At 57.3% G+C, this 24,593-nt stretch carries 42 protein-coding genes and 1 pseudogene; 26 read left to right on the top strand and 17 right to left on the bottom strand.

Annotated features, from left to right (window positions below):
* Positions 1 to 33 precede the first annotated feature (33 nt).
* From NGM99_RS21230 to NGM99_RS21210, 5 genes are all read left to right on the top strand, one after another.
* Positions 34 to 489: a hypothetical protein gene (locus NGM99_RS21230; protein ID WP_252822715.1), complete on the top strand. Its 456-nt coding sequence runs from the start codon at positions 34 to 36 to the stop codon at positions 487 to 489.
* Positions 490 to 613: 124 nt separating this feature from the next.
* Positions 614 to 955, top strand: a complete 342-nt coding sequence (locus tag NGM99_RS21225; RefSeq protein WP_252822714.1) for a hypothetical protein — start codon at positions 614 to 616, stop codon at positions 953 to 955.
* Positions 956 to 1,076: 121 nt separating this feature from the next.
* Positions 1,077 to 1,265, top strand: a complete 189-nt coding sequence (locus tag NGM99_RS21220; RefSeq protein ID WP_252822713.1) for a hypothetical protein — start codon at positions 1,077 to 1,079, stop codon at positions 1,263 to 1,265.
* A gap of 484 nt (positions 1,266 to 1,749) precedes the next feature.
* A complete protein-coding gene (rpsU, locus tag NGM99_RS21215; protein WP_252822712.1) occupies positions 1,750 to 2,019 on the top strand; it encodes a 30S ribosomal protein S21 in 270 nt (89 codons plus the stop codon).
* A 41-nt stretch (positions 2,020 to 2,060) separates the two neighbouring features.
* Positions 2,061 to 2,399 (top strand): DUF982 domain-containing protein, encoded by a 339-nt coding sequence (locus NGM99_RS21210; protein ID WP_252822711.1) that lies wholly within the window; start codon positions 2,061 to 2,063, stop codon positions 2,397 to 2,399.
* 19 nt (positions 2,400 to 2,418) lie between these two features.
* On the opposite strand, the gene NGM99_RS21205 is transcribed toward NGM99_RS21210, so the two are convergent.
* The 4 genes from NGM99_RS21205 to NGM99_RS21190 form a co-directional block, all read right to left on the bottom strand.
* The gene (locus NGM99_RS21205; RefSeq protein WP_252822710.1) at positions 2,419 to 2,562 is read right to left on the bottom strand and encodes a hypothetical protein; all 144 of its coding nucleotides are present in this window, start codon (positions 2,560 to 2,562) and stop codon (positions 2,419 to 2,421) included.
* 124 nt (positions 2,563 to 2,686) lie between these two features.
* Positions 2,687 to 3,040 carry a hypothetical protein gene (locus tag NGM99_RS21200; protein ID WP_252822709.1) on the bottom strand — a complete coding sequence of 118 codons (354 nt, stop codon included), beginning with the start codon at positions 3,038 to 3,040 and terminating at the stop codon, positions 2,687 to 2,689.
* A 140-nt stretch (positions 3,041 to 3,180) separates the two neighbouring features.
* Complete coding sequence (locus NGM99_RS21195; protein ID WP_252822708.1) at positions 3,181 to 3,627, bottom strand: DUF2383 domain-containing protein; 447 nt, start codon at positions 3,625 to 3,627, stop codon at positions 3,181 to 3,183.
* A 125-nt stretch (positions 3,628 to 3,752) separates the two neighbouring features.
* Positions 3,753 to 4,004 (bottom strand): hypothetical protein, encoded by a 252-nt coding sequence (locus NGM99_RS21190; protein ID WP_252822707.1) that lies wholly within the window; start codon positions 4,002 to 4,004, stop codon positions 3,753 to 3,755.
* Positions 4,005 to 4,240: 236 nt separating this feature from the next.
* Between NGM99_RS21190 and NGM99_RS21185 the strand changes: the two genes are divergently transcribed.
* The 9 genes from NGM99_RS21185 (at position 4,241) to NGM99_RS21145 (ending at position 7,456) form a co-directional block, all read left to right on the top strand.
* The gene (locus tag NGM99_RS21185; RefSeq protein WP_252822705.1) at positions 4,241 to 4,450 is read left to right on the top strand and encodes a cold-shock protein; all 210 of its coding nucleotides are present in this window, start codon (positions 4,241 to 4,243) and stop codon (positions 4,448 to 4,450) included.
* Positions 4,451 to 4,593: 143 nt separating this feature from the next.
* Positions 4,594 to 4,848, top strand: coding sequence for a hypothetical protein (locus tag NGM99_RS21180; protein WP_252822702.1), 255 nt, complete (start codon positions 4,594 to 4,596; stop codon positions 4,846 to 4,848).
* A 332-nt stretch (positions 4,849 to 5,180) separates the two neighbouring features.
* Positions 5,181 to 5,516, top strand: coding sequence for a hypothetical protein (locus NGM99_RS21175; protein ID WP_252822700.1), 336 nt, complete (start codon positions 5,181 to 5,183; stop codon positions 5,514 to 5,516).
* Positions 5,517 to 5,540: 24 nt separating this feature from the next.
* Positions 5,541 to 5,783 carry a hypothetical protein gene (locus tag NGM99_RS21170; protein WP_252822698.1) on the top strand — a complete coding sequence of 81 codons (243 nt, stop codon included), beginning with the start codon at positions 5,541 to 5,543 and terminating at the stop codon, positions 5,781 to 5,783.
* 49 nt (positions 5,784 to 5,832) lie between these two features.
* Positions 5,833 to 6,255 (top strand): hypothetical protein, encoded by a 423-nt coding sequence (locus NGM99_RS21165; RefSeq protein WP_252822696.1) that lies wholly within the window; start codon positions 5,833 to 5,835, stop codon positions 6,253 to 6,255.
* Positions 6,256 to 6,533: 278 nt separating this feature from the next.
* The gene (locus NGM99_RS21160; RefSeq protein WP_252822694.1) at positions 6,534 to 6,689 is read left to right on the top strand and encodes a hypothetical protein; all 156 of its coding nucleotides are present in this window, start codon (positions 6,534 to 6,536) and stop codon (positions 6,687 to 6,689) included.
* Positions 6,690 to 6,850: 161 nt separating this feature from the next.
* Positions 6,851 to 7,102, top strand: a complete 252-nt coding sequence (locus NGM99_RS21155; RefSeq protein ID WP_252822692.1) for a hypothetical protein — start codon at positions 6,851 to 6,853, stop codon at positions 7,100 to 7,102.
* 31 nt (positions 7,103 to 7,133) lie between these two features.
* Entirely contained in the window at positions 7,134 to 7,301 is a 168-nt protein-coding gene (locus tag NGM99_RS21150; RefSeq protein WP_252822690.1) for a hypothetical protein, read from the top strand.
* Positions 7,302 to 7,318: 17 nt separating this feature from the next.
* Positions 7,319 to 7,456: a hypothetical protein gene (locus tag NGM99_RS21145; RefSeq protein ID WP_252822688.1), complete on the top strand. Its 138-nt coding sequence runs from the start codon at positions 7,319 to 7,321 to the stop codon at positions 7,454 to 7,456.
* Between the two features lie 426 nt (positions 7,457 to 7,882).
* Here the strand turns inward: NGM99_RS21145 and NGM99_RS21140 are convergent, their stop codons facing one another.
* Together NGM99_RS21140 and NGM99_RS21135 are read right to left on the bottom strand one after the other, a co-directional pair.
* Complete coding sequence (locus NGM99_RS21140) at positions 7,883 to 8,146, bottom strand: DUF982 domain-containing protein (RefSeq protein ID WP_252822685.1); 264 nt, start codon at positions 8,144 to 8,146, stop codon at positions 7,883 to 7,885.
* 51 nt (positions 8,147 to 8,197) lie between these two features.
* The gene (locus tag NGM99_RS21135; RefSeq protein WP_252822684.1) at positions 8,198 to 8,461 is read right to left on the bottom strand and encodes a DUF982 domain-containing protein; all 264 of its coding nucleotides are present in this window, start codon (positions 8,459 to 8,461) and stop codon (positions 8,198 to 8,200) included.
* Positions 8,462 to 9,926: 1,465 nt separating this feature from the next.
* On the opposite strand from NGM99_RS21135, the pseudogene NGM99_RS21130 reads away from it, so the two are divergent.
* The 4 genes and pseudogenes from NGM99_RS21130 to NGM99_RS21120 all read left to right on the top strand — a co-directional run.
* Positions 9,927 to 10,118: pseudogene (locus NGM99_RS21130) on the top strand (N-acetylmuramidase domain-containing protein); the annotation flags it as partial.
* Positions 10,073 to 10,384, top strand: coding sequence for an N-acetylmuramidase domain-containing protein (locus NGM99_RS21965; RefSeq protein WP_493594510.1), 312 nt, complete (start codon positions 10,073 to 10,075; stop codon positions 10,382 to 10,384). The pseudogene NGM99_RS21130 and the gene NGM99_RS21965, both read left to right, overlap by 46 nt.
* Positions 10,363 to 10,812 (top strand): hypothetical protein, encoded by a 450-nt coding sequence (locus NGM99_RS21125; RefSeq protein ID WP_252822679.1) that lies wholly within the window; start codon positions 10,363 to 10,365, stop codon positions 10,810 to 10,812. Before NGM99_RS21965 ends, NGM99_RS21125 begins: the two co-directional genes overlap by 22 nt.
* On the top strand, positions 10,776 to 10,967 hold the full coding sequence (locus NGM99_RS21120) for a hypothetical protein (protein ID WP_353937448.1): 192 nt from the start codon (positions 10,776 to 10,778) through the stop codon (positions 10,965 to 10,967). Before NGM99_RS21125 ends, NGM99_RS21120 begins: the two co-directional genes overlap by 37 nt.
* Before the next feature lie 168 nt (positions 10,968 to 11,135).
* Here NGM99_RS21120 and NGM99_RS21115 read toward each other — a convergent pair whose 3' ends face one another.
* Both NGM99_RS21115 and NGM99_RS21110 read right to left on the bottom strand, forming a co-directional pair.
* Positions 11,136 to 11,423 (bottom strand): hypothetical protein, encoded by a 288-nt coding sequence (locus NGM99_RS21115; RefSeq protein WP_252822675.1) that lies wholly within the window; start codon positions 11,421 to 11,423, stop codon positions 11,136 to 11,138.
* Positions 11,424 to 11,432: 9 nt separating this feature from the next.
* The gene (locus tag NGM99_RS21110; RefSeq protein ID WP_252822673.1) at positions 11,433 to 11,693 is read right to left on the bottom strand and encodes a hypothetical protein; all 261 of its coding nucleotides are present in this window, start codon (positions 11,691 to 11,693) and stop codon (positions 11,433 to 11,435) included.
* 799 nt (positions 11,694 to 12,492) lie between these two features.
* Here NGM99_RS21110 and NGM99_RS21105 point away from each other — a divergent pair.
* Positions 12,493 to 12,744, top strand: a complete 252-nt coding sequence (locus tag NGM99_RS21105) for a DUF6894 family protein (RefSeq protein WP_252822670.1) — start codon at positions 12,493 to 12,495, stop codon at positions 12,742 to 12,744.
* Between the two features lie 950 nt (positions 12,745 to 13,694).
* A complete protein-coding gene (locus NGM99_RS21100; RefSeq protein ID WP_252822668.1) occupies positions 13,695 to 13,949 on the top strand; it encodes a DUF6894 family protein in 255 nt (84 codons plus the stop codon).
* A gap of 308 nt (positions 13,950 to 14,257) precedes the next feature.
* Here NGM99_RS21100 and NGM99_RS21095 read toward each other — a convergent pair whose 3' ends face one another.
* Positions 14,258 to 14,491 (bottom strand): hypothetical protein, encoded by a 234-nt coding sequence (locus NGM99_RS21095; protein ID WP_252822667.1) that lies wholly within the window; start codon positions 14,489 to 14,491, stop codon positions 14,258 to 14,260.
* Between the two features lie 568 nt (positions 14,492 to 15,059).
* Between NGM99_RS21095 and NGM99_RS21090 the strand changes: the two genes are divergently transcribed.
* Positions 15,060 to 16,214, top strand: coding sequence for an extracellular catalytic domain type 1 short-chain-length polyhydroxyalkanoate depolymerase (locus tag NGM99_RS21090; RefSeq protein WP_252822718.1), 1,155 nt, complete (start codon positions 15,060 to 15,062; stop codon positions 16,212 to 16,214).
* Here the strand turns inward: NGM99_RS21090 and NGM99_RS21085 are convergent.
* The 6 genes from NGM99_RS21085 to NGM99_RS21660 all read right to left on the bottom strand — a co-directional run bounded on the left by NGM99_RS21085 (position 16,166) and on the right by NGM99_RS21660 (position 20,576).
* On the bottom strand, positions 16,166 to 17,212 hold the full coding sequence (locus NGM99_RS21085; protein WP_252822665.1) for a fatty acid desaturase: 1,047 nt from the start codon (positions 17,210 to 17,212) through the stop codon (positions 16,166 to 16,168). The two genes, NGM99_RS21090 and NGM99_RS21085, sit on opposite strands and share 49 nt — an antisense overlap.
* A 220-nt stretch (positions 17,213 to 17,432) precedes the next feature.
* Complete coding sequence (locus tag NGM99_RS21080) at positions 17,433 to 17,777, bottom strand: hypothetical protein (RefSeq protein WP_435371473.1); 345 nt, start codon at positions 17,775 to 17,777, stop codon at positions 17,433 to 17,435.
* 18 nt (positions 17,778 to 17,795) lie between these two features.
* Positions 17,796 to 18,143: a hypothetical protein gene (locus NGM99_RS21075; protein WP_252822664.1), complete on the bottom strand. Its 348-nt coding sequence runs from the start codon at positions 18,141 to 18,143 to the stop codon at positions 17,796 to 17,798.
* A gap of 308 nt (positions 18,144 to 18,451) precedes the next feature.
* Positions 18,452 to 18,712: a DUF982 domain-containing protein gene (locus tag NGM99_RS21070; protein ID WP_252822662.1), complete on the bottom strand. Its 261-nt coding sequence runs from the start codon at positions 18,710 to 18,712 to the stop codon at positions 18,452 to 18,454.
* A gap of 448 nt (positions 18,713 to 19,160) precedes the next feature.
* Positions 19,161 to 19,370: a cold-shock protein gene (locus NGM99_RS21065; RefSeq protein WP_252822660.1), complete on the bottom strand. Its 210-nt coding sequence runs from the start codon at positions 19,368 to 19,370 to the stop codon at positions 19,161 to 19,163.
* 840 nt (positions 19,371 to 20,210) lie between these two features.
* Entirely contained in the window at positions 20,211 to 20,576 is a 366-nt protein-coding gene (locus NGM99_RS21660) for a hydroxymethylglutaryl-CoA lyase-like TIM-barrel protein (RefSeq protein ID WP_289852616.1), read from the bottom strand.
* Here NGM99_RS21660 and NGM99_RS21860 point away from each other — a divergent pair.
* Positions 20,479 to 20,688 carry a DUF982 domain-containing protein gene (locus NGM99_RS21860; RefSeq protein ID WP_353937450.1) on the top strand — a complete coding sequence of 70 codons (210 nt, stop codon included), beginning with the start codon at positions 20,479 to 20,481 and terminating at the stop codon, positions 20,686 to 20,688. The genes NGM99_RS21660 and NGM99_RS21860 overlap by 98 nt on opposite strands.
* A gap of 10 nt (positions 20,689 to 20,698) precedes the next feature.
* Here NGM99_RS21860 and NGM99_RS21055 read toward each other — a convergent pair whose 3' ends face one another.
* Complete coding sequence (locus tag NGM99_RS21055; protein ID WP_252822658.1) at positions 20,699 to 20,842, bottom strand: hypothetical protein; 144 nt, start codon at positions 20,840 to 20,842, stop codon at positions 20,699 to 20,701.
* Positions 20,843 to 21,939: 1,097 nt separating this feature from the next.
* Entirely contained in the window at positions 21,940 to 22,218 is a 279-nt protein-coding gene (locus NGM99_RS21050) for a hypothetical protein (protein WP_252822657.1), read from the bottom strand.
* Between the two features lie 152 nt (positions 22,219 to 22,370).
* Here NGM99_RS21050 and NGM99_RS21045 point away from each other — a divergent pair, with 152 nt between their 5' ends.
* The 4 genes from NGM99_RS21045 (at position 22,371) to NGM99_RS21030 (ending at position 24,484) form a co-directional block, all read left to right on the top strand.
* Positions 22,371 to 23,537: an extracellular catalytic domain type 1 short-chain-length polyhydroxyalkanoate depolymerase gene (locus NGM99_RS21045; protein WP_252822655.1), complete on the top strand. Its 1,167-nt coding sequence runs from the start codon at positions 22,371 to 22,373 to the stop codon at positions 23,535 to 23,537.
* A 179-nt stretch (positions 23,538 to 23,716) separates the two neighbouring features.
* On the top strand, positions 23,717 to 23,872 hold the full coding sequence (locus tag NGM99_RS21040; protein WP_252822653.1) for a hypothetical protein: 156 nt from the start codon (positions 23,717 to 23,719) through the stop codon (positions 23,870 to 23,872).
* 161 nt (positions 23,873 to 24,033) lie between these two features.
* Entirely contained in the window at positions 24,034 to 24,285 is a 252-nt protein-coding gene (locus NGM99_RS21035) for a hypothetical protein (protein ID WP_252822652.1), read from the top strand.
* A gap of 31 nt (positions 24,286 to 24,316) precedes the next feature.
* Positions 24,317 to 24,484, top strand: coding sequence for a hypothetical protein (locus NGM99_RS21030; protein ID WP_252822650.1), 168 nt, complete (start codon positions 24,317 to 24,319; stop codon positions 24,482 to 24,484).
* The last annotated feature ends 109 nt before the right edge of the window (positions 24,485 to 24,593 follow it).

The raw sequence follows: 24,593 nt of genomic DNA, 5'->3' as shown, positions 1-24,593 counted from the left end.
AGAGCCCGAACAGACCAGACTGGAGCGCGCTGCATGACTGGGATCAGCCTGACCACTCCCGTCGCACAGCAAACTGCCACGCTCAGCGCAGACGGCAAGCTGCTCGCCGTGCATGTGCCCATGACCTTCAGAAAGCGCGGCGGCAGGAAGATGGTCGTGGCACCAGACGGCAGCGCAGCAGCACCTCACCCTCACGCTTGGCCGGCTCGCCGCTCAAACGTCGACCAGAGCCTGCTCACCACGCTGGCGCAGGCCTTCCGTTGGCAGACGCTGCTCGATCAGGGTCAGTTTGTCACAATCAGTGATCTGGCCAAGGCCGAGAAGCTCGACCATTCGATCGTCTCGCGTACGCTGCGGCTGACACTGCTGGCACCCGATCTCATCGAAGCCATTCTGGACGGCACCCAGCCCGAAGGCATCGAGCGGCAAAAGCTGCTGCACGGGTTTCCGATCGAATGGGAGAAGCAAAGGAGGATGGCTGGGGCGTAGTTTGAGCCGGGAGCCGACTGTCTGCTTACAAGTGACGATCACCGAAAAGCAGACATCTGGCAGCTGAGCTCGCCGAGCTTTGGTCTGCTGTGCCAAGGCGAAATCTGAGCGGACTGCCCTATGTTTGTTTGCAGAGGAGTTTCTTTTGCGATCAGATACAACGGACACCATTCCACAGTTCATCGCCGAACTCGTCCGCGCTGCGAACGACTTGTCGCGAGTTAGCACGGTTGGGCGTGAGGGATTGCTGGGCCGCGCAGCGCTGACCATCTGCGACTTTCGTGATGCTTTGCTGGATCCCGTTATCCGCATCGAGCCTGGCGAGGATAAGATCAGCCTCCGTCTCAGACTGGCTGCAGCTTCAATCCCGCGCTGGACTGATGAGCAAATCGGGGAACTGCTCCTGGAAGCCGCTGCAGAGCTGCGACGCTTGCGCATCCTTGCATCAGCCAAGGAGAATGCCTGACCTCTTGCCGGGAAGAGAGGGATGGGTTGGATCAGTCCGATCCATCAGTCAGGTTCATTGGGACGCAGCGGTATGACAGTTTGGTGTTATTGCGCTTGCATGGTTTGTCAGGGAGGACAGCATGTTCGACGAGGAACGACTGCGCGATCTCATTCGCCGGGACCGGGAGACCAGCGGCCGCAAGCGGGGCGATGCAGTCGACGCGCGAGCGGTTGCCAACATCTATGAGAGCTCGCTGTTTGGCCTGACCGATGCGCAGGTCGTTGTGATCGTTCGCGATGAACTGACCAAGGCTGGGATCGCCTGCTAGACGGCCTAAGCACTAGACGGCATGTGATTGTTTCGCGGCGCGTGCGCAGGTGCCAGTTGAGCACTGCGTCGCCCGGTTGGCTTTGCATGCCTTTGGTTTCGGCTTGGTGTCAGCCTTCACCTTAAGCTCGGTCACTTCGACTTCAGCATCACGCGCTAAACGTGTGGCCCTCAGCCTGGCGATCTTTGCGTGAGGCCCTGCGCTCAGTATGCGTGATCTCGTTGGTAGCTTGTGTCGTCTTTTCCGCCTTATCGATGTGTTGGCGCTCTGCGAGGTTTAGAAAGCCCAGATCGTTACGGATTGTCTTCATAGGCAAAACCCATGAGCTCTGACCTTTTGACCTTTTGACCTTTTGACCGGCGGTTAATCAGGTGAGCATCAGTAGCCGTAGTCCTTGCCTCTCTGTGTTGGGCCAAGCGAGCTAACGACATTCGGAAGCGTCTGCCCTACAAGCAGACGCTTTTTTGTATCCCTCGGAGGTTTCATGGAAGTTCTCGTTCGCGACAACAATGTCGATCAAGCACTCCGTGTGCTTAAGAAGAAGCTGCAGCGCGAGGGTGTGCTGCGTGAACTCAAGCAACGCCGCCACTATGAGAAGCCCTCCGAGCGTCGGGTACGCGCGCAGGCTGAAGCGATCCGCCGAACGAAGAAGGCCGCACGCAAGCAAGCGCAGCGTGAAGGCTTGCTGCCTGCGCCCAAGAAGAAAGAATTCGCTCGTCGACCCGGGATGCCTAGCGCAGGCCGATCAGACTAAGCAGGGCTTCATGTTGGGCATCCGAATGCCCACATGAGAGATTGCATCACCAATCCGCTCTCGACGTAGCCAGTTTTGGCTGCCCCATCCGCCTATCAGGCGGAGCGAGCAATCTTCCGCTGAAAGCCAACATCATGCAGCATGATCGATTTGATAACCCAATCGTTGTGAAGTCCGAAGCAGAGGGCGGCCAGCAGTCATTGCGTACCGCTCGCGAGGCACGGGACTTTCTTCTGACAAGCTGGCCTGGCAAAAAGAGCGAAAAGTACCGCGCGGCCATTCAAGCCTGTCACGATGCAGAGCTCGGCGAGAAACCTGCGATGGCCGCCCGTCGCGCATTCATGACGGCGAGCCGCGAGGTGGATATCATCTTGAACTGAAGTCAGCTGGATGAGCGCTTCATTTCGGCTCCTCAGCCTCATTGGTATCCGACGGCTTCTGCTCTTTCTTAGCCGCCTTGGCTGCCAGCTTGTCTTTCTTCTTCGCCTCCTTGAGGCGGTCACGCTCTCTCCGCTCGTGATTATAATTGGGAGCCTTCACCATCACAGTTTCCTTTCGAAACAGGCTTTCGAATAGGAGCGTTCCTCTCATGAGACAAGCTGGAGTGCCCTCGGCGGGAGTTGAGGATCAACCGCAGTCAGCATCGTCCATGAGACACGCCTGAGCTCTAGGCGATCTGCTCGTCGCGTTTGAATTTTGCCAGAATACTCTTCCAGCGTCGCTTGCCCTCGCCCTCCTTCATTCGCAGAATCCGCGGGGCGAGGAAGTGAGCGATCGCTTTTGCGTCTTGTGACTGCTCCTTCTCCTTGAGCGAGAAGGTTTCGTACTGTTCATCCGTCAGATCATCGACGTTGCCTCGCTTCGAAAGATGCAGCTCGTCACTGCTCGTCTTCAGCTGAGCAAGAAGCGAGTCCAGCTTGAGCTTCGAAGGCTCATCCAGCCGCAATGCTACAAACTCCTCCGCTGACGCCTTTTCTATGCTGGACAAGGTTCGCTTATTGCTCTTGGAGGGAACTGGCATGTCAAGTTGGTCCAATTTTAGTTATGCAGACGAACGTTTCATAGGCATCCCAACCGGCTTCTAGTCAGTCGACGAAGGGCAGCGCTGGAACGTCGCTCAGGAGTTGCCCTGCGCATTCCGTGCAGAGCAACATCCATCAATCAGGACGCAGCGGCTGCGTCCATCCATTCCTTGTGTCGCGTCTCGTCAGCTAGGGCTTCTCGGAAGAACTCTTGGGCCTCGGGGGTAGCGGCAGCATTCTTTGAAGCGTTGTCGTAGGCCATCTTGGTCTCGATCTCATTGGTCGACATCGCTTTCAGAATGGTCTTGTCTCCAATCAGCGATGCCAAGGCGACCTTGCCCGTGGTCAGGTACTCCTTCGCATCGCCCTCCTGCGGCGCTTCGATACCGAGGCTGCTGGCGATGTCAGTCAGCTCATCGACATGGTACTCATGGTCATCGAGGAACTCGGCGATCGCGCTTTTCGAATTCTCGTCTTCCAGCTTTTCGATCGTTGATTTGTAAGCCGCGATAGCATCGTGCTCCAGAATGAGCAGGTTCTGCACGAGCTTCTCGAACGTGTCTTCAGTGCCTACGGTGGTGGCCATCTTCTTGATCCTTTAATGAAGTCTTGGACAATGCCAGCCCTGCGGTTCATTCGAACCCTACCGACATCGCTTGTTGCTACAAAAGGCCTTGGCTGGCAGACGCACCCAACCAGCTAAGGTCTTTTCTAGCTTGCTTTCTTCAACGGTTGCAGCGACGGTTTCCGTTTTGCGGGCTTGCTGGTCTCAACTGGTGCCGGAACGATCAGTGTGGCATCGCGAGCAAGCCGCGCGGCTTTAAGACGTTCGGTCTTATCGTCTGAGTGCTTTCGCTCGGCACGCATGATGTCGTTCGCTGCGTCCGTCGTCTTGTCATAACGGGCACGGCTTTTGGATTCCGTGGCGTTCAGCGAGACTGCAATTTCCAAAGATTTTTCCATCATTGGATCCATATAGTGCCGGACTGGAGCGCAACCAAAAAAGATATTTTGCGTATTCCCTTGTTAAATAATCAGATGTGGCGCATGCTGCGCTAATCGATCTTGTCGGCCGACTTTGTCTATTCAAGCCGCTATGGCTTATCTCGGCGATTTCCTCTCCAAAATCGACCTATCCGCAGCGCTGAGAGAATGTTCGTCAGCGCATGATGACTTATGTCTGATCGAAAGGGATCGTCATGAATACTGGTACCGTGAAGTGGTTCAATGCAACCAAGGGCTTCGGCTTCATTCAACCCGACGATGGCAGCCAGGACGCGTTCGTCCATATTTCCGCCGTCGAGCAGGCTGGCATGCGCAGCATCGTGGAAGGCCAGAAGCTTTCTTTCGAACTCCAGCGTGACAACCGCTCGGGCAAGATGTCGGCGAGCAACCTTCAGGCAATCTGAACGGCACAGCCTCGAATTGCATCATACCGCATCGGTACTCGATTAAATATCGCGGCACCGATGCCATCTATCCGGGCAATGACGAAGCTGGCGCGAGCGATTGCTATCTTCGTCCTGTCGAGCTTCCAGCAGGGTTGCGGTTCATGGACAAGCAGAATGGGCTCGCTGACCTGGAAGTTCAGGCAAGGGACTTACGCCTTGTCATTATGCGCCGAGAGTTTGCGGCGGCAACCGAGCGGCGCAACAACCTTACAGGTCTTGGCAGCAGCGGTTTGGTCGCACTTCGCAGGCGGCTGACCAAGCTGGAGATCGAGATCGCAAAGATCCGGACCGAACAGCAATCCTTGCCGCACCACCCAATTTATAGCGTGTTCAACGGTTCGACGCGGCCGAACTGAGGCCGCCAGGCTCCAAGGGATGTTTCTGATGCCCAACCGGACGGAATTGAACACATCCCGAGCAAAGCAGGGTGGCAGAGGTCGTCACGTCGCCATCATTCTCGGCGTCTCGCTCGCCCTTCTGGCCATAGGATGGGTCGCCGTCGAACGATATGGCGAAGCGATCGATGACCAGCCTACGCAGCTGGAAACATCTCAGTAGCAGAGTGCTTGAGCAAGGTTTGCGTGCTCCCACTAAACCAATGCGTCCGGGTTCATGAGCTTAGAAACACCTTATCGCATCACCACGCAGCTTTGGTAGCGACGCTCCCAGAGCAGTCAGGAACCATCACATGAACCATGCTAGCCTCGTTGACCATCACAACATGCGTGTCGCAGCGACGATACGCCGGACGCTGCAGCACATCCTTACTGCGCCGAAGGAGGTGTCGGCTGGCATTGGGCAGGCATCGTTCGGGGCGATCTCGCGTTCCGGCACCCTCCGGTCGCACATGACTGATCATGCCGTAGTGCTTAGTGTTCGCCATGTGATTGCTGATCGAGAGCCGCGTGTCGCCGATCTCAACGTCAGCGCGAAGATCAAGCGTGGCAAGCTAGTTTCACTAGCGCTTGCTTACACGATTAAGCCGACAAAGCAGCGAGACCAGATCAAGATCGACTACGTTTAAGTCTCCACAGTTGGGAGGAGTTTCATGGGCGATGTTGTGAACCTGCATGGCAAGAAGCGCTGGAGGGCCGTCATCGCTTATCGCGGCGCTAATGGAACCGACACCGTGGAGCACTTTCTGGAAGAGATCGGAGACCTGCATGCTGTTATCGAGCGCGGGCCCGACTGGGAGACACTAATCAGCTGCACCATTACGCTCAACAGGCCTGACGGCGGTGGCGAACAAGGAAGCGAGCAGTTCGTTCGCATCAGCGACCAGCGCAGGTGATGGAGCATAACCGTAGTCGAGCACTAGGCCTGCTCGGTAGGAGTTCTCTATGGCAGCCCGCACGACACGGAGGATCGCTCGGTTCGATGAACCATTCTGGCTGAGCGGTCTTGGGGAACGTATGCCGGCCGGCAAGTATCATGTCGAGCACGAGTGGGAGATCGTAGAAGGCGGCGCGCAGAGCGGGTATCGCCGCTCCGGTTTGTTCATTCATGTTCCCTCAATTGGAACGCCTTCCAACAGAACGCAGCTCGTACCGATCACTGCCATCGAATTGCAGGCAAGTGTCGACGCGTCAGACACAAACAGTGGTGATCCGAGCCAGACCGAGAATCAACCGACCGTCGCAGGGAGGTCGGCAGTCCTCGACGCGACTGGGCCATCCGTGGAAACTCAGCGCGCCATCGACAACGATACCAGTGGCATGCGCCGCCGGGCGCAAATCACGAAAGACCGGAACGAATTGATCTAACGGCGTCAAACGCTCACGCCAGCGGCGCGATGCTCTTCAAACGTTCAGTGACCCTGCTTGTGACGCGCGAACTCGTCGTCGAAAGCCCGGGCATGAGCGCCTCCGCAATGCTCTCAAAGCGGCGCCTGCGATAAAAACGTCGATCAATGCGCGGTTGGCTCAAAGGAAATCTTGCCTGATTGAACCGCAACTCGCCGGCGTCGCAGACAATTCGTGGGTCCTTGAACCTATGGCGCCAGCCGCGATTGACTTCGAAACGCTTTGCAAAGGAACAGATCATGACAACATATCTGGAACAACTTGAACTTGCCCTTAAGGCCGCCACTCATGCGCTTGAGGATGCGGCCAAGAAGGGCAGTGTGAAGCTCATCGCCGAAGCTCAGTTCAACCTGAAAAAGGTTGAGGCAGCACTCACGTCTGCAAAAACTTCGTAGCAACTGTGCACATAACCCACATCTTCGTTGTGCGGTGCATTTGCTAAGACACCATTCGCCGGTGTTGCCCGCATCGCGTCAACAACTGCTATATGCCTGTTCCGGCAGTTTGCCGCTGAACCGACCTCGCCTCAGATCCTGTTCTAATTGAAGGACTCTCCATGAGCTATGCGAGCCGCCAAGATCTCGTGCTGCACAAGCCTTACAAGTTGCCACGTACTGGCCATGAACTTCCTGCAGGGTCCTATGTCGTCAATTCCGAACCGCGCTTTGTTTTGTCGATGGGCCAAACATCGTCTCACAGTATCAATTACCTTGAGATCCCGTACGGTGCGTTGGGACCAGATCATGTTGGCGGCACGGTACTGATGAGCGACGATGAATTAGATGTTGCTCGATCGGAGACGGCTTAGCGCATTCGCTGAACCTAGGACGCAAGGTGCCATGTCGAAAGCAAAGGGAAAGAGCGCGCTCGACAAGGAGCGGGCAAAAACGGAAGCGCTTCTGAGAAAGATCGGCTACACCGCCTTGAAGGATGCCGGCATCAAATCCAAGCGCCCCGACCTCCCCAATCTGAAGATCGAGAAGCGGGACACACATAAGCCACGCTGAGCGCGGCAAGGTGGTCAATGAACCACAGCCGCATCATCATCCTGTCGTTTCTTGCATTCGTCGCCGCAGGCATCGCCCTCGTGTCCTTTTGGGGATTTGATCGCATGGGCTCCAATGGCGTTGACGGTGAATCCTCTGCGCCGGAGGGAAACTGATGCCGCTGTTGCCTGGACCCGACGAATGGAACGATGAGCGGCCGGACGTTAGTACCAAGCGCGGCGCCAAGCTCCAGTTAAAGCCATTCCTCGTGTTGGGCCTTTGTTTGATGGTGGGTTGGGTCGCCCATCAGAAGTTTTCCCGGGCGGCCTTTGATGCCCCGTCCACTCACTCTGGCGTGCCAGCCGTCATTCAGTGATCATGTTCGCGCGCAACCAGCGAACTGATCGCTTCACGCGACCAACCCTCGTAGTTGCCGCTGCCTTCTCCAATGAAGCCTCGCCTTCACACGTTGCACTTCTCGCTCGGCCACCACCACATTCTCAACCATGGCGTTGCCAAGCGCCTTGGTAGGGACCGCCTCAAGCGCAGCAAAGCGGACGACCGTGGCCGCGTGAGCCTGCCCTTTGTGGATATCCCAGATGTCAGAAGTTGTAGTGAGACTGATCGACCTGCATCCCCGCCAGTCGAACAGCGGTGACAAAATTGGCACGCGCTTGCTTGCTCGCTAATAGCCCGAGATCGGCCAGCTGACAGCTGTTTAACGCAATTTTCCACTCGGCGGTCTCGTTTCCGGCCCAGTGCGCAATGAGGAAGCTCCAGGCTTCATCAGCATTGTTAATCAAACATACGCCGCTGGGCATCGTTGAAAACACGACTAGCGGAACGACGAACGGCAGCGAGGACATGGATTACCCTACGCTCCAATTGCGGCTGCAACGAGTGTAGCTGGAAAAGCTTCACACCGCTCCCAACTTAACATCAACCCACATCCCCGCCTTGCGGATAGCTGCAACGAGAGTAGAGCGTGCCGCTGTTGTCGTGCCTCGACCGATCTGTGCGATGCGGCAGGATTCGAGCGCGGCTCTCCAGTGAAAGTTATCTTCTTGCTGGGCTCGATTGACGAGGAATGCGAGACCTTGCGCTACCGTCGAAATGAGCACGACTTGACTCGGACGCCGGGCGAAGATGACGAGCGGCATGCGGAAAGAGAGGGTGTCCATGGATCACCCTGCGCCCATTCTAGGCCAAAAGATAGTATGACCCTCGGAAAGGCTGGGCCGACGCCTAAACGGGAGGGAAGATACGGCGGCAACGGCGGCTAGCTAAGGGTGGGCTTTGCTGATCACCGGTCAAAATGATCTCCCCGCATGCCCGCCGATTTCCACTGATGGCAGCTTTGGGGAAAGCTTCAGGATAATCGGAACGGCTGGAACGAGGCGCAAGCAGACCTTGTTCCGCAGGTCTGCTCTCGGCCTAAGAACGCAAAAAGCTCAAGCAAAACAATATCAGAGTTTGTAACCAGCGTTCTCCGCCTAGCGGAGAAGCCAGCCAACTGACACAACCAGTTGCGCCAAATTCCTCAATGAAAACAATAAGCCAAACCTTAAGTCGGAAATGGCAAGGTCACAAGCTTTGGAGAATAAAGGCGCAGAGAGAGGAGAAAGTGCCAATCTACGTGCACGCGCCGACACAAGCTTGTGGCGATGAACCCCGCAGTTCTGCGGGATCTGCAGCGGGTCGATCAAAGCAAGAGAATGATTCGAGGCGGAGCGGTGGTAGAGGGAAGGGAACTGGCAGCTAACCTTCTCCGGTTGTGCCGCATCTCTTCAGTGCCCAATCGTGTTGTGCTCCCCTCCCCCGCAATAAAAAGCCCGATCCGCTGGTGAGAGCAAACCGGGCTAAAGCATGCTGGCTGATACGCTACGCGCCAGCCCCAATTTCATAGCCCGAATACGGTGAACAAACGATAAGCGACCCTCGCGTAGCTCTGTCCTGACAATCGCATTGGCTTCAGATCCTGCCAGTGATCAACGCAAAACAGACTGCCAATCCGAGAAGCATGAGCAGGTCCAAGCCTACCGAGTACAGCGCGCGTTTCATGACGTTTGACATCTGTGTTTCTCCTGAAACTTGAAAGGAGATCAGCCCGACGCTCCAAAGAGGGGTGAAAGAGCGCCGGGCCGATACAGACGACGGAGCGGACCGTCATCTGGTCCATGATGTCTGGAGCCATCCTTTGTCAGCGTTCGCTGTGGGGTGTGGGGACGGAAGTAGCGAGACGCTGAAGCCACCCAGACCCCTAGGAGAGGCTGGGCTAGTATCACCAGGCGCCTTTTGGCTCGGTCACACGCTGATCTACATCAGTAAATGAGCCGATTGTCGCGAACGCTGTTCAAAACAGCTGCGCTCGAAAGTGATGCGCAATTTGAGCCCCAGCGTCGTTCGACGCGCTGAGGTGGCCCGGCGCTCATCGAGTAATCGAGAGCACCGGGCCTTCCAAAGCAGCGAACCCCCACGCCGCCCTGACCATGCAATTCCTTGGTGGCCCCACACCCAGCGTCCGATGCTGGAGCACGGGGAGTGCATGCACCGGGCGCTGAGCTGCAACCGAGATCAGTCGGTCGTTGCTGAGGGCTATGGAAAACTTGCGCCTCGCGCATCAACCTAGATTATCAGGAGCGACGAATGTTCAATTCGGAAGCCCAGCGCGCCATCGAGGCGGTCGCCGATGCCATCCTTGTGCCTCGCGATGCGCTGCTCGCCGTGGTCGATGTCGAAAGCAACGGCGTCGTCTTCACGCAGATCGGCGGCAAGGCGCTGCCGGTTATCCGGTGGGAAGGCCACTACTTCGACCGCTTCGTGCCGGCCAAGAAGCGCGAGCAGGCGCGCAAGGCGGGTCCTGGCGGCATCCAAAGGCTGGTAAGTTCAAGAACGGCACGCAGGCGCAGCGCTACGCTATGCTTGACCGTGCCATGAAGATCGACGCCGAGGCCGCGATCTCCTCGGTGTCGTGGGGTGTCGGCCATGTGATGGGCGCTCATTGGGATTGCTCGGCTACAAGCGTGCTGAGGAGCCATAGACGCAGGAAATGCATAGCGGCGCGATGTGGTGAAGCGCGACCATGCTGCCAGCAGTTCCGCTAACACGCAGGAATCAATTGCCTGGATTGCAACGGGTCTCGGCGTCCTCGTCGCGACCATCCTCGTACATCTGGGCTTCATCAAAGGAGCGAGCGGCCAAGCCAATCCCGGATAAGCCGGCGCCGGTTGCCAGCGTACTGTTGAATATGGAGAGCCTGCACAAGCTCACGGCTGCCATCGAAGGCTTGGGCGTGTACTCGGTGCAGAACCGTAAAGCGGCGGAGGGACCCGCGATCGACAGGCTCGAAAATGTCTCGGAGCCGCTCTTCGAAGCACTCAGTGAGCATCGCCGTGTGATCCAGGAACTGCCGGATCTAGACGGCAAAGTAGCGGTAGCCGCCTTGCTGCAGCGAATGTCTGATATATCTGCCGTTGCAGCTGGGGAGCATTCTGCTTGGTGCTTTACTACTTCGATGTGCAAGTTGGAATGAAGAGCATGTCCGCGGTGATCTGCGAGGCTGGAGATCACAATGCTGCGCTGGCCGAAGCTGAGTTGATGCTTGAGGATGCGAGGCAGGACGACCCGTCCGAATCCGTTTCGGTCACCGTCTATGGCCTTGGCGCTGTTCTCGTTGGCAAGCGTTAACCGAGCCACTGGCATGATCCGATAACAGCGCACACCCTCTGCCCGAAGGCGGACGGTCACGAGTGCTTGAGAATGCGAGGGCGGGACTAACATTTGACGCTAGATCAGTTCGTTCCGATCTTTAGTCGCTTTGGTTCTGCGCCTTGCCCCGCTCATATCATCCTCGATTCAGCGTCGCGTCTGCACGGTATGGTCAGTCGAGCGAACAACGCTCGCTCGCGCGTCGCTGATTGAGACAACTTCAACAGCAGACTTCCCGGACCCAGCGTATGACGCTTCACTGGTCAGGACATCCATAAGCACCAGATCAGAAATTTCGAGATCAGGGAATATTCGTCTGATCGCGTCCATTGCCTGATCAGCGGCAAAGGGCTGCCCCATCGTCTGGCACTCATTCAAGAAGACATGGATGGCAGCACGCACGTCAGAAGAGATCCACTGTTCCGCTAGTTTCATGTCTTAGCCCTACATCGTGGCTGCCGTTTCAACGGCCAACAGCAGTTCGTTTGCAGAAATGGGCACCAGCTGTGTCATGTTGGAGCGTGTCGAAATGGACGGGACATGGATGAACGATCCAGACCGGCGATAGCCGCTTTGCGATCCGCTTTCTACGATCTCCCATTCGTGATCCACCCGATAGTCGCCGGCTGGTGCTTGAGCAGCCAGACCACCCAGCCAGAAAGCGTCGGAAAAATGCGCGATGGTATGCGTGGTTCGGCCGATCATGACGGTTCACCTTCTGAAGAGGATGCCGCGGCGCAGAATTCCGAGGCTGGCAGTTCGCCGGCGCAGCGTAGATTATCGTGACTGGTCGATCTGTGATTCCTGCCCGTCTATCCTGCTCGCGTAGGTTTCAGCGGCAAACCAAGCGCCCATGGTTAGAACGAGGGAAGAAGCAAGGATGATAAGGACGTGACGTCCCCTGTTCCCGCCGCGAGCGCGGTCGGTAGAACTGGTGATGTGCACTAGTTTTCTCCTGAACTCGGCGATGGCGTATGTCACACCTTATCGAGCCGACAACGAATAACTCAGCTCAGAGCACAACGTTCCACTCAATCGTCGTCCGACGCGATTGCCGTGAGTTTCGATCGGCGGCAACATCTGAGCGATTAGACGCGAGACTATTATTACCTCTTGTCATCATTGAAACATTGGACGGCTTGCAGCCTCCCAGGCCGCTCGGAAATCAGGTATCCAACCTCTACAAAATAAGGGGTGTTTCGCCTGAGCAGCTTCGCATGAATGTGTTCGGGGTAATCTCCAACTGATGCCACGGCCTTTGGACGACGAGGACTGTCATCTACCCCTGACCGCCAAACTCTCGGTACTTCGCGCGCCTGAAGCGTCCATCGCATACCGCTCGAAACTTTTGCTGCAGCGCACACGTAGCTTCATGTCTCGGGAGCAATGCTCCCTGCAAGGATAGAGTTTCCGAGCTCCAAGCCCGTCTGGTGAAAGCCAGGCGGGTTTTCTGCTATCAGACCTGCTATGGTGTGTAGGCTGGCGCATTCAGGTAGGGTGCACTATGCCTCGATACTTCTTCAGCGAATTCTTTAACGGCGGTCGCGTGATCGATGATGTCGGGAAGGAATGTGCCTCAGATGCCGACGCTCGACGCGAAGCTGTAGAAGCCCTTGTTCCAGCAGCACTCAAAGCAAACGCTGACCTAGCCGGGAAGGGCGCCTACTCCATCCATGTGACCGATGAAACAGGCCGCGTTTTGTTCATCGCCACTCTCAGCGTCTTCCCGCTCGATCAAGAGACAACGAACGCTTAAACCTCGGCTCGCATGCAAGACCGCCCCGGTTCAGCTTCGGCTGGCCGGGGCTCTTTGTTCTTAGGGTGCAGGCGGAACTGGTCCTTTGATGGATGACGCACCGTCATTGCTAATAGGTGCTTGCAAGCGCATAAGGCAGGGCGGCGTTGTTCCAACGGCCTCACCGCTGAGACCCCGAATTTACGGGGGTGGTAGATTTGGGGTCTTACCCTCCTGCTTAATGCAGCAGAACCCGACGCCCGTTGGGGGTGAAAGAGCGCCGGGTCCAGCGCCGAGACGTCTGTGCATCAACGTCTGGGCAAAACGAACTATACGCGGTACCTGAAGCCTGTAAATTCTCAGAAAGATCTACCGGCGTTCATCAAACGCATAACGGCCGCAGACTCGGCTTCGGTCGGGTCTGGGCTTTTTGTTGTTTGGGTTTGATTCCGCTTTCACGCTCTCGATACGTCGCGAGCCTGAAGCGCGTCGCGGTTGGGGCAGCTCACTGCCCTGCGGCTGGATAGAGCCTGTTTACCTCAGCAAGAGCAGTCCGAAGCAGCGCGACCGCTACTTCCTGTCGATGCCAGCCCACATCTGTCGCACGATCCAGCACATCCAAGTAGGACTGCCGGACAGCATCCATGCACTCGCTCTCCCGATCGCCACCATCGGGTGGCCTCGGTGCCTTGATCGTCGTCGATGCCATCACTCGATCCTTCGGACACTTCAAGAGTGAGTGGCGAGGCGATGGATTTGTTCCAGGCGATAAATAGGCGTCTGCCAACTCCGTGATGGAACAGCGAGAACAACTCCCGCTTGCTGCCTTGCTCTTGAGGCGTTTGGTCTATCGGTAACGACTTCAAGGGCGGGCCCGTCCAGCGATCTGCACACCCAACTGGGCGGGCTTCCTCGGCTGAATAGTGCTTTAGGTCAGTGTGCGGGATCGTCTGGCAACGTAGGACATTATCATGCCCCTATATTTCTTCGACACATTCGATAACGGCCAGCACAGCCGGGACGATCTTGGTACGCTGTGCTCTTCGCTGCCCAATGCCCGCATGGAGGCCATGAAAGTGCTGCCCTCGATTGCGAAGGATGAGATCCCGCGTGACGGCGACCGGCAAGCTTTCACCGTGCTTGTGAGAAACGAAGATGGCGAGGCGGTCTATTCCGCCACGCTGACCTTTGCCGGAATTTGGCTGAATGGAGACGGAACCAAGTGACTGAGCCGCGCTTGGCTTGATGCCTCGTAGAACCCTCTCCGAGGCTACCAAACGACTGCCCGTCCAGTGTGCAAACGCTGGGCGGGTTTTTTACAGCGTGAGCGTCTGCCAATGAGCGCCGACAGTCCGCCGCCCAGCACCAGCCCAAGTCATGAAAATGCTTTTGAGCTTGGCCGGGCTGCCGGCAGCGATCCGACGAAGTTCGCAGGCGACTGCCCACCATTCCCGTTTCGCCATCAGCGCATGGTTTGGATGGACGGTTTTAGCGAAGGCCGCATCGAGCTAAGGCGCAGAGATTCTGCACACCGCTAATCCTCGACGGCATGCTGCCTGGGCAGCAGATAGATGTGATCGACCTTCATCGACTTCGCGAACGAGTGCGCAGCCTCCAGAGCGCGTGTCATGGTCGTATAACTCTGCCCAGTCACCTCGAACTCGTCCGCCTCGCCGTGGAGCTTTGCTGAAAGCTTGAAGTGGGCGGCTTCGTTCTGACGCACGATCAGATGCTCGACGTCGTCGGGTGTGACTCGTGATGATGCCAAGGAACGATCTGCGACATCGCCGACCCTCTCCTTCACACCAAGCGCAGCAGGCCGAACTTGATCTTCTTGATCCGCCGTTCGACCACCATGAGCCGGTTGCGGAACGCCATGAGGCTACCATCTGAGCGCACTTTGCCTGTCGCCCTCGCTTCGGCTCATGTCGCCGCCTCACAGTTCGCGATAATCACTCGCAGATGCGTCGCCTCGTCTTCGAGGCCTATTAGTTCGCGATTCTCCGCATCCTACATGTGAGGGGTATTCATCAGTGACGCGCGTGCTGAAAGAGGCCAGCGTGATGCAGCACACGTTCGCGCCGAGACTCATGCGCCTTGAGGCAGCCCTGAGACAGGCGGACCAGTTCCGCGTGGCGCTCGTCGGGCGACAGATGGCGGGAGCCTCCAAAGTACTTACCAACGACACGGGCGTTCTCGAGGAGGTCGTAGCAGATGTAAGGGGAGTGGTAGATCAGTCCCAGAAACAGGACATTGTGCAATGCAGCAACGATGCTATGCCTAAACCGTTGACGAGTGCGTCGGCAACCCTTGATCGGCGCAGGAGACGAAATCTCATGCGCTCAATGTCAGACACGATTCAACGCCTTTCTGCCCTGCGCAGTTGCTTCGAGCCCGTCGGCAAGCACGCTCCCGCGAATCGTCTGAAACCCTTTGCCTGGACCGGACAAAATCCGGGAAACTTGAAGGCGAGTGCCTACATTCCCCAGAACTTGGAACGGGGCACCCCGCTGGTGGTCGTGCTGCACGGCTGCACACAGTCAGCCGCTGCTTATGACCATGGCTCAGGCTGGTCGGCGCTGGCCGATCGTACGGGCTTCGCGCTGCTATTCCCAGAGCAGCAGCGAAGCAACAACGCCAATCTTTGCTTCAACTGGTTCGAGCCCGAGGACACACGCCGTGGAGCCGGCGAGGTGCGCTCGATCGCCGAGATGATCGATGCTTTCGCCACCGAGTACGGGATCGACCGCAGCCGTGTTTTCATCACCGGATTGTCGGCAGGCGGCGCCATGACCTCGGCGGTGCTCGCCACCTATCCAGAACTGTTTGCGGGCGGTGCGATCATCGCCGGCCTGCCGTTCGGGGTCGCCGACAGCATTCCCCAAGCGTTCGACCGGATGCGCGGCCATGGCGGGCCGACTGCGGATACCTTGGCGGATATCTTGCGCCAGGCGTCAACCCATCCGGGACCTTGGCCGATCCTGTCGGTCTGGCACGGCGATGCCGACCAGACGGTTGCCGCAAGCAACATGGACAACATCGTGGCGCAGTGGCGCGGCCTGCACGGAGCTGGCACGCTTCCGGCCTTGAGCGAAACGGTGGATAGTTATTCACACCGAGTCTGGCGCGACAGCAAGGGCCGCGACGCGATTGAGACCTACGCGATCGCCGGAATGGGCCACGGCACCCCGCTTGGCACGGCAGGTGTAGACGGCTACGGCTCAAGCGGCCCGTTCATGCTGGATGTAGGCATTTCATCCACCCTTCGCATCGCCCAGTTCTGGGGCATTGCCAAGCTTCGTACGAGCACGCCGAAAGGTTCGGTCGCTTCAGAGCAGGCGGCGACGCTTGAGCCGTTAGCGATGCAGAGCGAACTCCCGCCGCGTTTGCTTCGGGACGTCAAGGTCATGAAACCAGCTGATACCCCGCCGAAGTCAGGCGTTCAGCGCACCATCGAGGACGCGCTCCGTGCGGCTGGTCTTACGAAGTAGCCCGGGGGAGATTCGGCAGTGGACGCCATCGCGTGAAACTCCCGGAACGACACCATACGACGTCGCTGTTCGTCCCACAGCACAAGCTTCACGCAGTTAAAGCTCTGGCCGAGCGTGAGTCTGCCGATCTCCCGCAGCTCGGGATGATCACGCAGCACCTCTGGCAGCCGGTAAAAAGGAATGCGGCTGACGAGGTGGTGCACATGATGGATGCCGATATTGCCGGTGAACCACTGCAAAACCGGCGGTAGATCGTAGAAGGAAGACCCATGCAGGGCGGCATCGTGGAAGCGCCACGCCGGTGCGCGCTCCCAGTGCGTCTCCTCAAATTGGTGCTGCACAAAGAAGAGCCAGACGCCCGCCGTCGCGGCGATAGCAATCACGGGCAGTTGGACGAACAGCAGCGAAGACAAGCCCACCGTCCAAATAGCTAGAGCCGCGACTGCTGCGACCCCAGCATTCGTCGCCATGACGCTGATCCAAGCCACGCGGCTCTTGTCGCCGGCGCCGAATGGCAGCCTGTTCTGGAGCATGAAGACAAAGACCGGTCCGAACCCGAACATCACTAGCGGGTGCCGATAGAGCCGGTAGCGCAGACGGCCCCAGCGCGTGAGCGCACCGAACTCGGCCGTGGTGAGCGTGTCGACATCGCCGATGCCGCGCTTATCGAGATGGCCGGACGTCGCGTGATGGGCGGCATGGCTGCGCCGCCAATGATCGTAAGGGGTGAGCGTGAACACTCCGATCCCGCGGCCGATCCAGTCGTTGGCCATTCGGCTAGGCAGGAACGAGCCATGTCCGCAGTCATGCTGGATGGCGAATAGGCGCACGAGCGTGCCCGCAGCCGGTAGGATGAGCAAAGCGTAGAGGCACCATGCCCCACTTTGAAGGCTAGCGAGCATTGCGCCGCAAAGCACAACGTAGCACAGGATAGTAACTGCAAGCTCGCTGATGGCGCGCACTTTGCGCGGCTCACGGTAGGCATCGAGTTTACGCATCCAAGCACGCGCATCGGCGATGGGCCGTTCCAAGCCGTCGAGCGGAATTATCACAGAATCAGGGTCCGATCGTTCGCGTGCGAGGCGCCCGAATACCAACGAGCCCGGACTGGGAGCGCTCGACAGTCCAGACGCACAGAAAGCCAGGACATGGCCCGTCTTGCCGCGACGTATCGCATGTTCCCCACATCATGCGGGCTTCGCAGCCGCGACTGCTCCGTCACCGTACAAGATCCTGAGATGGCTTCATTTCGTCGACCATACGGGACATTTCCGAAAAGGTCGGAACATCAGCCTCGGGAGCGCACTGGTTGGCGAGTTGAAGCATCCGAAGAGGCAGGTTGATTGAGTCATGGTCGGCGCCGGACAGTTCGTCGTTCCGGCTTGCGTCGGCCATATTCGCCTGCGCCTTCAAGAGAGCGACGTCGATCTCTTCGACCGACACCAGCCCCTTTCGCACCAGCACGTGATTGATCGAGGCGATGGCCATGATCAGGCCTTCGAGCTGGAGATTGGCAGTGTTCATAAAAACTTTCAGACTGGTTCGGTTTTCGGTATCGCGCAACTTAGCGTCGCCGCTCGATCAGCGGGAAACGGTCTGATAGGCGATCGCAAGCGTATCGCGCGTCTTGGTCGATCTGATCGTATAAGACACCGCCATCGAAACGAGCTTCCCTCGTTGCAGCCTGGGCTTTACCACGAGGTCAGTCACGCGCGGCTCACATTCGCCGAGGACATGGGTCGCGCTGAGAACAACGCCTTGAGTTGTCATGTTCGGCCGCTGCACCCCGCCGATTCCCACTGCGCAGAACCACGCATGACGCAAGCTGCTGGTGGGGCTGCGCGCCGCGGTTAGATAGTGGTGGACGCTGCGCCTGATGCGTGCGGCGTTGAATTCTAGGTCATGGCTTGCATTGAGATCGCTCGGCATGTCGTTCCTCCGTGTTGAAACTCGGTTAGGGGATGCTTGGTCGTTTTCGATCCCGCCCGATGGCCGACACGAAATCACAGGCGTTTGACGCACGTTCTGTGCTGCTTACGCCGCCGCGCAGGTTAAGGACGCTTCATCGGAAGATGTCGCTAAAGAGTTTGGGGCGGTTCCAGTGTGACCGCTTGGCGCGGCGAAGTCGTGCTGGAATGCTCCTCATTTACAGCAGGCCCACGAGCAGGAGAAGCTTGAGGGTCACGGAAACGCTCGGAAGCCGCGTGTCCATGGGAAGCGTTGTCCCAATGCTCGTCTCAGTCCCCGCCGCTGCCTTTAACAAGCACGCCAGCTTCTCGGCCCGCCGCCAGAAAGGCGCGTCGTGCGGCGATTGGGGGCTTCTCGCCGGACATGGCATCGTGGCAGGCTTGGAGAGCCGCGCGATGACGCTCGCTTCGCTTGCCAGGCCAGCTGGACAGCAGAAATTCAGATGCATCTCGCGCTGTGCGAAGCATGATCTTTGTGTCGGCAGGTCCGAATTTCACTGTGATCGGTGTGTCGAAGCGATCGTTTGTCATCGTCGTTTCCTAGGAAGGGACGGTCACTTTCGGCTATTGGGTTCATTCTGCAGGCATTCGCCGTCAGATCAGCTCGTTTTCAAACTTAGTTTGACGAGCGCGCCTCTTCTGTCCCGCAGTGTCTGTTCGGAGATGTCTTTCCTCAACAGTCTCGGTTTTCGCCGTAGGCACCGCCGAAGGCTGAGCGGCGAGCGTTTCGCGGGATGAGCGGTTTTTGTTCGTAGTGAAGAGAATCATGGAAGAGTTCCAACCTTGCAAAGAAGTACAGTGTAGGGTCGTACGCGAGAGCAGTTCGCGTCGCGTGCAAAGACTTTGACCCGCCGCAAAAGAAAAGAGCGCCCTTGAAAAGGCGCTCCCCATCCGATGTTGGCCGGCTCGTCAGGACCTTTACTGATGCCACTATATCCGTAGTCACCGAGCGGTTTTCACAGTCGAGCGGGCCGAACAATCACATTGCGCTTAGATTGGCTGCAGCCATCTTGCCGCTCTTGCGGTCGGCGACCAGATCGTAGGAAAGCTTCTGACCTTCCACCAATCCCATCATGCCGGCCTGCTCGACGGCCGAGATATGGACGAATGCATCCGTTCCGCCATTATCCGGCTGAATAAAGCCGAAGCCTTTGGTGGAATTGAAAAATTTGACGGTTCCAGTGTTCATAACGATTCCTTTCAATCGTGCACAGGTAATCGTGCGCTGAACTACGAATTCAGCGACGAGGCGACATCGATTTTGAAGAGGAATTCGCCGAAAAGAGCTCACAGAAGCTCGAGTAAACAAAGACAAACGGCAAGATCGATGCATCTTATATGCCGTTTAAACCCGTCACAAACAAGGGAGCCGCTAAATTTTATTTTTATAATCGCTTTTTTGGGTTGAAGAGGAACCCTGTTATAGGATCACGGCGTTGAATCTCAGCGGAAGTTTCTTTCCCTGTGTGTCCGAACTGGAAGAAAGAGTGCTGCTTGATTCCGAGGCACCCTTTGCAAAGCACATCGGCTGACACTGCGATGGCGGTCAAGAACTCTTTCCAGCGTCTCAAAGTACCAAATTCGGAAAGACACGCGCGTGGCAAGGTGGACGCGACCCAGATCCAATCCAGCTTGGCCTCGAAAGCGCGATGAGCAAACTGCAAACGGTGGTTTGCTAATTGCTCAACCAAGTCCAGCGATCTTCAGAGTAAGCCATCAGAACGGCATGCGGGTTTAGATTTTGATCCGTCGCCTCTGGTCCTGTCCTGTCAGACAGTATGCCGAAAGTTGGCTGGCCGGTGATGGTGATAAGGCTCCGCGCCCCTGGCGACTCCGTTTTAGCGAGCGTGCACCATCATCAACATTCCAAACTGCAGCTGGCTCAAGAACGACATAAGACCCGCTACTGATGAATATGAGGCTGGAATCTGAAATCGGAAACACGCGGCATTGGCGAGCAGCGTTGGGCGTCTACTGGAGATGACCAACTGTAATGGGCTATCGAAGACGTAATTGTGGGGCGATTTTTTCAGCGGTAAATTGCGTTGGCAGACGTTTGCAGCTGTCGGGCGAAGTCTTCGGCCACAGCAAGCCGGTCGAGATCCAACCCTAGGTCAAAGCCTCGATCGGTCAGGTGCTGAACCAAGAGGCCCGTCCGAAGATTCCCGGCGGCCCCGGGAGCATAAGGGCATCCGCCGAGCCCTCCGGCGGCGCTGTCGAAGATGCGAACACCAAGATCCAGAGCAACATCAACGTTCTCCAGCGCCACGCCGCCGGTATCATGGAAGTGGCAGGCTATACTGTGCGCCGGTACGTCGGAGAACCGCACGCGAAGCTCGCGACTATCTTCTGACGAGCTGGCCGGGCAAAAAAGCGAGAAGTACCGCGCGGCCATTCAAGCCTGTCACGATGCAGAGCTCGGCGAGAAGCCTGCGATGGCAGCGCGCCGGGCATTTATGACGGCAAGTCGCGAGGTGGATATCCTTGGCTGGGGGCTAGCGGGCTAGACCAACCGCTTCATTCGGGCTCTTCGGCTCTATTCACGTCAAAGGGTGATTGCTCTTTCTTCGCCGCCTTGGCTGCCAGCCTGTCTTCCTTCTTGGCCGCCTTGAGACGCTCACGCTCCCTGCGCTCGTTATCGTAGTTCGGAGCTCTGGCCATTACGGGATCCTTTCGAAATCATCTTTCGGATAGGAGCGCTCTCGCCAGGAGACAAGATGGAGCCCATTCGCCTTGGCGTAAGTGCTAGCGTCGTTCGTACCGCTGTGCGTTACCGGCGATGAGACGAACTTGCTGTTCAGACGATCTTCTCATCGCGTTTGAACTTGGCCGGGATACTCTTCTGGCACCGCTTGCCCTCGCCCTCTTTCATTCGAAGCATCCGTAGGGCGAGAAAATGTACGACCGCCTTCGCGTCTTGTGACTGCTCCTTCTCTCTGAGCGAAAAGACTTCGTACCGCTCGTCACTCAGTGCATCGACGTCGCCATGCTTGGAAAGGTGGAGGTCATCGCAGCTAAACTTCAACTGTCTCAGAAGCGCGTCCAGTTTGAGTTGGGTAGGCGCATCCAGCCGCAGTGCTGCAAACTACTCCGGTGACGCCTTCTCGATGCTGGACAGCGTCCGCTTGGAGCTTTTTGAGGGTGCTGGCATGCTGTTTTGATCCGTTACGCCGCGAGCATAGGGTACCAGCGCAGCCTTGGGTATGCTCTCAGACGAACAGTTTCGATCTTCAGAGCGCCTGATCCCGACCGTCTGAACGGGCTCAACCACTAGCATCTACTTTCCGTCCGGAGCAGAGTGCTACTCGGTCCCCTCAGCATCGCGTCGTCGGAAGTTGCCGCTGAACAGCGCGACGAACGCCCCGCACGCTCTACATCGCAGTTCAGCATGCTGTCGCAGCCAGTCGACGCTCTTCTTGCTCTCGTGCTGGCATGCCTGGCAGATCACACCGATCTCGCGATCATCGCTGGGCCGGTGACCGCGTTTCACTCAAGCCATCCGTACTGAGCGATCAGGCAACAAAAAAGCCGCTGGGGATCTCACCCAACGGCTCAGCTGCCTCTTTCGAGAAGTGCGCTCCTTCACCAGTCAACTCGCCAGTACATCCGTGGTCGGACAAAAGGGAAAAGAGACGGCGCATCAACCTCTGACGGGGACGCGCTGCACCGTTGTTATATGAGCGCCCATCGTGGTTTATTCAAGGCGCTAGTCAGAAGCGTCCGAACTTCGGTATCGCTCCCGATCAAGCTTCGGCTCTTCACTTTTGACGCGCGAACTCGTCATCGTAAGCGCGGGCATGAGCGCGCTTACGAATTGCTCTCAAAGCGGCGCCTGCGATGAAGGCGGTGATCAGTCCGGCTGTGATCATGATCCCGTGAGGAACGAGACTAAAGCTGTAGAACTCGCTGAGCGTAATCATCAAGAGCCCGCCAAGGACCACGCCAACCATTCCATACATCAAGGCGGAGTCATCGGGGACCGGCGCATAACCGTTCGTGGCTCTGCGGGCGTCAGCCACTTTTTCACGATGTGTCATTGCGAGAAGCTATCGCATGAACAAGGCTGCAAGAAGGTCGAAGAGCCCTCCTTACCTTCTTATTGTGCAGCGCAGCAACGATGATCAGCCACAGCCGTTGGGCCCACGCATCTCCAGCAATTCCCGCCTATTGATGCACAAGGTTCCGCCTCATGCGTTCTTTATCCGACACGATCCGCCGCCTGACCTTAATGCACCCACAAGCAGTCCAAATCCAACATGAGGGTCAAGTATCTCGCCTTCGCGACTTCGAATGGCAGGGCGCGAACCCAGGTACCCTGAAAGCCAAAGCCTATTTGCCGATCGGTTTGGAAGGAAACCGTCCGCTGGTCGTTGTGCTTCATGGCTGCACGCAGACTGCTGCCGGCTATGATCGCGGATCGGGCTGGTCCACATTGGCCGATCAAGCCCAGTTTGCCCTGCTGTTTCCCGAACAGCAGCGCAGCAATAACCCGAACCTCTGTTTCAACTGGTTCCAACCCGGTGACACGCGCCGCGGGGCTGGCGAGGCACAATCGATTTGCGAGATGATCGAGGCTTTCGCCGCGCAGCATTCGGTCGATCACCGTCGCATATTCATCACCGGACTATCGGCTGGCGGCGCCATGACCTCGGCCATGCTTGCAGCCTATCCTGATGTCTTTGCAGGAGGCGCCATCATAGCGGGCTTGGCCGCCGGGATAGCCCAAACAGTTCCCCAAGCATTCGATCGCATGCGCGGTCACAACAACCCCACATCTCTCGAACTTCAGACTCACATCCGCAATGCTTCGAATCACAGCGGTCCGTGGCCCACCGTTTCCGTGTGGCATGGCAGTGCCGATCAAACGGTCTTGCTCGGCAATATGGACCTGATCGTTGAACAGTGGAGCGCCTTGCACAAAGTCGCTAGGGCTCCAGACCTCATTGAGACAGTCGATGGACACGTTCACGAGATTTGGCGGAACGAAGCCGGTCAGAATGTAATCGAGACCTACTGCATCAGTGGCATGGGTCATGGCACACCGCTCGCCACAAAGAGCGCGCCGTCCTACGGTACGAGTGGCCCCTTCATGCTCGAGGCAGGCATCTCATCAACCCTTCGCATTGCGCAGTTCTGGGACATTTGCGATGCGATGCAATTAAGCTCGCAAAGCGAGGACTCACCGCAATCAGGATGCGCCAGCCAAGCAATCCAGCCAACAGTCTTCGCATCTGTCACAGCAGGAAACGCTATGGCCTTTGGGCATGAGACTTCTCGAACAGTTGCGCCCACCAACCAAGTCAAGGTTCAAAAGGTTATCGAGGATGCCCTGCGCAATGCAGGCCTTCTAAAATGACAGGTGACGGTTTCAGTGCGGTCGCACTGTGCAACAAAAGCGCATTAGTACGCACATTGCTCAGAGAAAATCTTGCCTGATTGAACCGCAACCCGCCAGCGTCGAAGACAATTCGTGGGTCCTTGAACCTATGGCGCCAGCCGCGATTGACTTCGAAACGCCTTGCAAAGGAACAGATCATGACAACCTATCTGGAACAACTCGAACTCGCCCGGAAGGCCGCCACGCATGCGCTTGAGGATGCGGCCAAGAAGGGCAGTGTGAAGCTCATTGCAGAAGCTCAATTCAACCTGGAAAAGGTCGATGCGGCGCTCTCGTCTGCGAAGGCGTCGTAGCCTAGGAATTTAAGGCAATCATCTTTGTCATGCAGGGCAGTGATGGATGCTGTATCCACCGATGTCGCGTGCATCCCGATGTAAACCCGTATGTGGCTGCTCCAGCGGAACAATGCTGAAGCGACCTCTGCACGGATTCTTTTCTGCCTGAAGGATTTTCTATGAGCTATGCGAGCCGCCAAGACCTCGTGCTGCACAAGCCTTACAAGTTGCCACGTACTGGCCATGAACTTCCTGCCGGGTCCTATGTCGTCAATTCCGAACCGCGCTTTGTTTTGTCGATGGGCCAAACATCGTCTCACAGCATCAATTACCTTGAGATCCCGTACGGTGTGTTGGGACCAGATCATGTTGGCGGCACGGTACTGATGAGCGACGATGAATTAGATGTTGCTCGATCGGAGACGGCTTAGCGCATCTGCTGAGCATGGAAGGCAAGAGGCCATGCCGAAAGCAAAGGGAAAGAGCGCGCTCGACAAGGAACGGGCAAAAACGGAAGCGCTTCTGAGAAAGATCGGCTACACCGCTTTGAAGGATGCCGGCATCAAATCCAAGCGCCCCGACCTCCCCAATCTGAAGATCGAGAAGCGGGACACGCATAAGCCACGCTGAGCGCGGCAAGGTGGTCAATGAACCACAGCCGCATCATCATCCTGTCGTTTCTTGCATTCGTCGCCGCAGGCATCGCCCTCGTGTCCTTTTGGGGATTTGATCGCATGGG

The organism is Mesorhizobium liriopis, from assembly GCF_024053505.1.
In the GTDB taxonomy this organism is placed as follows: Bacteria; Pseudomonadota; Alphaproteobacteria; order Rhizobiales; family Rhizobiaceae; genus Mesorhizobium_B; species Mesorhizobium_B liriopis.
This window is presented reverse-complemented; position numbering and strand designations above follow the sequence as displayed.